Origin of the sequence: Nostoc cf. edaphicum LEGE 07299, from assembly GCF_015207245.1 — a bacterium.
Classification (GTDB): domain Bacteria; phylum Cyanobacteriota; class Cyanobacteriia; order Cyanobacteriales; family Nostocaceae; genus Nostoc; species Nostoc edaphicum_B.
Map to the genome: position 1 here is coordinate 1 of NZ_JADEXF010000437.1, position 4532 is coordinate 4532.

The 4532-nt window shown below is 38.8% G+C and carries 8 protein-coding genes; 3 read left to right on the top strand and 5 right to left on the bottom strand.

Going from position 1 to position 4532, the window contains the following annotated elements; genetic code table 11:
- Positions 1-678 (top strand): J domain-containing protein (locus IQ229_RS14225; RefSeq protein ID WP_194044718.1); only part of this gene is annotated, 678 nt, incomplete at its 5' end.
- Between the two features lie 73 nt (positions 679-751).
- On the opposite strand, the gene IQ229_RS24860 is transcribed toward IQ229_RS14225, so the two are convergent.
- Positions 752-934, bottom strand: a complete 183-nt coding sequence (locus tag IQ229_RS24860) for a type II toxin-antitoxin system RelE/ParE family toxin (RefSeq protein ID WP_409339932.1) — start codon at positions 932-934, stop codon at positions 752-754.
- A 117-nt stretch (positions 935-1051) separates the two neighbouring features.
- On the opposite strand from IQ229_RS24860, the gene IQ229_RS14235 reads away from it, so the two are divergent.
- The gene (locus tag IQ229_RS14235) at positions 1052-1576 is read left to right on the top strand and encodes a J domain-containing protein (protein WP_194044724.1); all 525 of its coding nucleotides are present in this window, start codon (positions 1052-1054) and stop codon (positions 1574-1576) included.
- Positions 1577-1607: 31 nt separating this feature from the next.
- Entirely contained in the window at positions 1608-1880 is a 273-nt protein-coding gene (locus tag IQ229_RS14240; RefSeq protein WP_194044720.1) for a DUF3143 domain-containing protein, read from the top strand.
- Between the two features lie 193 nt (positions 1881-2073).
- On the opposite strand, the gene IQ229_RS14245 is transcribed toward IQ229_RS14240, so the two are convergent.
- The 4 genes from IQ229_RS14245 to IQ229_RS14255 all read right to left on the bottom strand — a co-directional run bounded on the left by IQ229_RS14245 (position 2074) and on the right by IQ229_RS14255 (position 4409).
- Entirely contained in the window at positions 2074-3192 is a 1119-nt protein-coding gene (locus IQ229_RS14245) for a glycosyltransferase family 4 protein (protein ID WP_194044721.1), read from the bottom strand.
- A gap of 118 nt (positions 3193-3310) precedes the next feature.
- On the bottom strand, positions 3311-3433 hold the full coding sequence (locus IQ229_RS24550) for a hypothetical protein (protein WP_265582982.1): 123 nt from the start codon (positions 3431-3433) through the stop codon (positions 3311-3313).
- Positions 3434-3486: 53 nt separating this feature from the next.
- Complete coding sequence (locus IQ229_RS14250) at positions 3487-3627, bottom strand: hypothetical protein (RefSeq protein WP_194044722.1); 141 nt, start codon at positions 3625-3627, stop codon at positions 3487-3489.
- 224 nt (positions 3628-3851) lie between these two features.
- Entirely contained in the window at positions 3852-4409 is a 558-nt protein-coding gene (locus IQ229_RS14255; RefSeq protein ID WP_194044723.1) for a methylmalonic aciduria and homocystinuria type D protein, read from the bottom strand.
- Positions 4410-4532 lie beyond the last annotated feature (123 nt).

Sequence of the window (4532 nt, forward strand, 5' to 3'; positions counted from 1 at the left end):
GTAGATCCCAGTCAATTCTCCGACTTTGAAAGCTTTATTAATCAAGTTATTGGTGTCAAAAATAAGAGTGCGGCAAATAATTCCAGTAATGGCAATAATAGCGATCCGTTTCGTTCCCCCAGAACAAAAGTTGCTTACACAGTTAATACTCCACCTCGCACAACCCGCCGAGATATAGAAGCCAGATTAACCCTTCCACTAGAAAAAGCTTATCAAGGTGGTAATGAACGCATTCGTTTGGAAGATGGGCGATCGCTAGAAGTTAATATGCCACCAGGTATGGTGACAGGTCAAACCATCCGTTTGCGGAACCAAGGCGTTGGTGGTGGCGATCTATACTTAAAAATTACCGTTGAACCTCATCCATTATTTAAGTTAGAAGGTTTAAATATCGTCTGCCAAGTACCTGTTACTCCCAGCGAGGCAGTTTTAGGAGGACAGGTAGAAGCACCTACTCTTGACGGGCCTGTGAAAATGACCACCCCTCCTGGAGTGAGGTCTGGTCAAAAATTTCGATTAGGCAATAAAGGTTATCCTAACGATGCCGGCAAACGTGGCGATCAATTAGTAGAAATTCAAATAGTTACACCGAAAAATATTAGTCAAGAAGAACGGGAACTTTATGAAAAGTTACGGCAAATTGAAACCTTTAAACCCCGTGCTGATTTAATACGTTAGGGATAGATAAAATATCATCTTAATGAAGCTATTGACCAGAACAATCACTAATTTGTAATTAGTCTTCGTCATCTTAAAAAATAGTTTTTATATCTTGTGAGCCGTGCAAGATACGTACAATTTCTATGCCTTCGTCTATTAGACGATAAAAAATTAAATAATTTTTCATAGGTAAAATTCGCAAAAAAGGAGCCAATTCATCTCGTAGTCTGCCCATTTTGGGGAATTTGGCCACTTTTGGAATTAAATGCTTTATTAAGCAATCTTATCAAATGCTAGACCTGCTATGTCTTCTCCAATTCATAAAGGATTTAAAATATAAAAAATATCTTTGAGCAAAGTGACTCAAACAGATGTGAATCAAAACGGGGCAATGCCACAAAGCAGCGAACCAACTTATTACTCCCTGCTAGGACTGCATCCCTGGGCATCGGTAATTGACATTCGTCGCGCTTATCGGCAACTGAGCAAGGTCTATCATCCTGATACTACAGACTTGCCAACTGCGATCGCCACTCCCAAATTTCAGCAAATCAACGAAGCTTACGCCACCCTTAGCCATCCAGAACGCCGGTTAAGCTACGATTTGAAAATTGGCTATTCCCGCTTTGGAGTGATTCAACCACCCCCTGATTTGAATCATCCCGTCTCGCATTCTCATGACTGGTCAAAATCAGCTTACCTTGATGCGAGCGATCGCCCCTTATCATCTGGCGAAATCTTTGCTTTATTTATGCTGGTGTTAACATTTGTAGGTTGTTTGTTATTAGCAGTTGCCATTGGCTTAACTCGTGGCGAGGCTGCGATCCATTCCCATTTGCTGCAACCAACTACATTTGTACAACAGCAGATTACCTATATGTCGCAACTAATTACCCATCCGATAATTAAAAATTAAACAATTCCCTAATCCAAAATCAAAAATTCCTATGGCTCTTCTTCCCTCCGATACTCCTCTATATAATCATCCCTTGCCACAAATTGAGCAGTGGCTAAAAGAGCAAGGCTGTCAACAAGATGAAACACAAAGGCATTGCTGGCGTGTACAGCGACCTAATTGGCAAGCTGAATTATGGCTCGATGTTGAGCAAATTGTAGTGCGATATGTTCAATCTGGAGAAAATGGACAAGATATCCAACGCTCATTCAAGTATTCTCTTAGTCGGGATGATGTAGAACAAGCTGTGTTTTCTGGGCCATAAGGAAGTGCTTATGTACTATTGGTAGAGCTTCCAATGAGCCTATTACAGGGCAGTAACCCTGTAACGGCAATTATGTATCAATACGGTTCAGTTAAGGCTAAAACTCTTTGTCAAAGTCAACTTTTTTAACGAACCGCAGAGGCGCAGAGGAAACAGAGAGAAGAGAAAAAATGCTTAACTGAACTGTATTGAATTATGTATCAGACTTTGTTACCAATGCTTTAGGAGTAAGTTGGCTACAAATTTCCAGTAGTCTATTAACAGCACGCGCTGCTGAAAACTTTTCTGCAACGTAATGGCTGGACTGAAAACCCCGATTAATTGCTTCATCTGGATTATCTAGGCAATATCGCATACATTTGGCTAATTCTTCTGCATCTTCATTTTCAAAAAATAGGCTGTGCGGCCCTCCTACTTCTGACAATCCTCCCATTTTTGAGACAATCGAGCAGGTTTGAACGCTAAAGGCTTCTAACACTACGTAACCTGCCGGTTCTTGCCAACGAGAAGGAGCAATTAAAGCCAAAGCATCTTGAACTTTTAGAAGTACTTCTTTTTGAGGAACTTTACCCAAAAAATTAACTTTGTTAGCAATTCCTAAATCAGACGTTAGCTGTTTTAATTCCTGAGATTGTTCGCCATCACCAATAATAGTAATTTTAAATTCTTTATTTTCATCTTGTAAAATTCGCGCTGATTTTAATAAAATATCTACGCCTTTGTCTGTAGCTAATCTCCCGACAAAAATAAAATTATATGGCTGAGATAAATTTTCTAAAGTTTTAAGCTGGTTTTCCGACTTGATTTCAATCGGATTATATAACGTATCAACTGTCCAAGGAAAAGCAGAAGATTCTCCTAAAAAGTTACTACAAGCTGTGTGATAATCGGCTAAGAAGGCAGTAGAAAGCCGGGTAACTAGGCGTGCCCATTTGATAAAAGTGTGTAATTTCCACTTTAATGGATAATTAGCTTTCGGCAATGTGTGTTTAAATTCAGCTTTTAAACGTTGCCTCAAGTTCATCTGCTCATAACTAGTATGAGTGGATTGATAAAGAGAATAATGATATTTAATAATTATCTTTTTTTGTAAGGCTTTACATAACAAAGTAAACAATAAGTCATTGGAATTCATGTGTACTATATCTGCCCAAGCAATATAACTAAACCATTTGGCGATATTATCTTGTCTGGTAGAAATAGTTTTAACTTCAATTAATCTAGCTTCCAACTCAGGAATAATAGAATAAATATAAGTTAAAACTCCACTAATTTCATTGTCGTAATGACGGTGTTGAATTAATATTTTCATATATCAGGTATGGGAAATTTTGTATTTATGGGAATTGTGGTTGAGCATAACTATGAAACAAGTATTTCAGTTTGCTCAGAATCAACTTGGTTTCTAAGGTAGGTAAGTACAAACAAATCTAACTATCTAACGAGATATAAAAAGCTTCAAATCCTTGCGATTGCGGCACTTCGCTGAGTCCCAACGAGACACGCTTTGCGATCGCAGCGATCGCAACAGCCATAGTTATAAATTTCCTCATCCATCTACTTATATGCAGAAACTTGGGAACAGGGTTTTTCCCGATAGTTATAGTTATATAATTCCCGCAGATGCTGCTAAAGTACCATTATCTTCGCTACAGGCTAAAAGTTTAGTCTGACAGTAGTGCGTAAAATTATCATCAATTTGAAATACCTGCCGATCAGCCTGAGATGTCACCCAAACAGGAACCAAAAGCCATTATCCCCAACTTGACTTCGTAGCGTCTACTCATAAGAGAGAAGTAACAAGCCGCACTATCGCTTCGACTATCCTAGCTTCTTGGAAAAATTTCTTTGGAGACACAAGTGCTGATATACGTCTTTACATACCCAATGACAAATACTTCTCTACCAGAGGCTGCGCCAACGACTACGCTCAGTACAAGTGACAAATGACCAATGACAAATGACCAATGACTAATAATTAATTTCTTTCCACCCATGCATGGATGCTATGCCTTTTGTAACCCATTCGATCACAATTGGGGGAGCTTCTGATATCAAAATGCTAGGATAAACTGCTGCACCCCAATCGGGATGAACTAGCACACGACATTGATTTTTAATCACTGGATAGTTGAGCAAAGCTTTGACAACTGCTGTGTCGTCATGAGGAATTGCTCCGGGATGAGACAGTAAAGGATAGCCTGTACGAGGGTCAATCAGGTCAGTTAAATAGCCGCGATCGCGCAGATTAAATGCTAAATCACAGCCAAATCTCATAAACTTTTCTCGCAAGCGTTCTTTCTCTGACTCTACTTCTGCTGTCTTTTTGACTAATTGATAACGCGATTGTTGTAATACAATCACTACTCGTAAAAATGGCTGCCGTTTCCAATCTGGTAATATCCGTTCGCAGTTGGCACAGATATATTGACTGGGAGCATGAATTGAAATTTGAACCGCTTGTCCTGTTTCGCCAACTAAATTAATGGGACAGGCTTGCTCCGAAGTGTAAACTTTGGGATAGTTCACTAAATTGATTCGGCTTATACAAATTTTTTAATTTAATCTACGGTATAGATGATACCTCTTAAAAGTTAAGAAAAATCATCATTTTTCTATAATATGTTACTTTTTTTGAAAGCAGTTAATAAT

Excerpts from the sequence above, each read along its gene's own strand:
- IQ229_RS14235 (WP_194044724.1), top strand. The coding sequence starts at position 1,052 with ATGCCACAAAGCAGCGAACCAACTTATTACTCCCTGCTAGGACTGCAT.
- IQ229_RS24550 (WP_265582982.1), bottom strand. The coding sequence starts at position 3,433 with ATGAGGAAATTTATAACTATGGCTGTTGCGATCGCTGCGATCGCAAAG.
- IQ229_RS14240 (WP_194044720.1), top strand. The coding sequence starts at position 1,608 with ATGGCTCTTCTTCCCTCCGATACTCCTCTATATAATCATCCCTTGCCA.
- IQ229_RS14245 (WP_194044721.1), bottom strand. The coding sequence starts at position 3,192 with ATGAAAATATTAATTCAACACCGTCATTACGACAATGAAATTAGTGGA.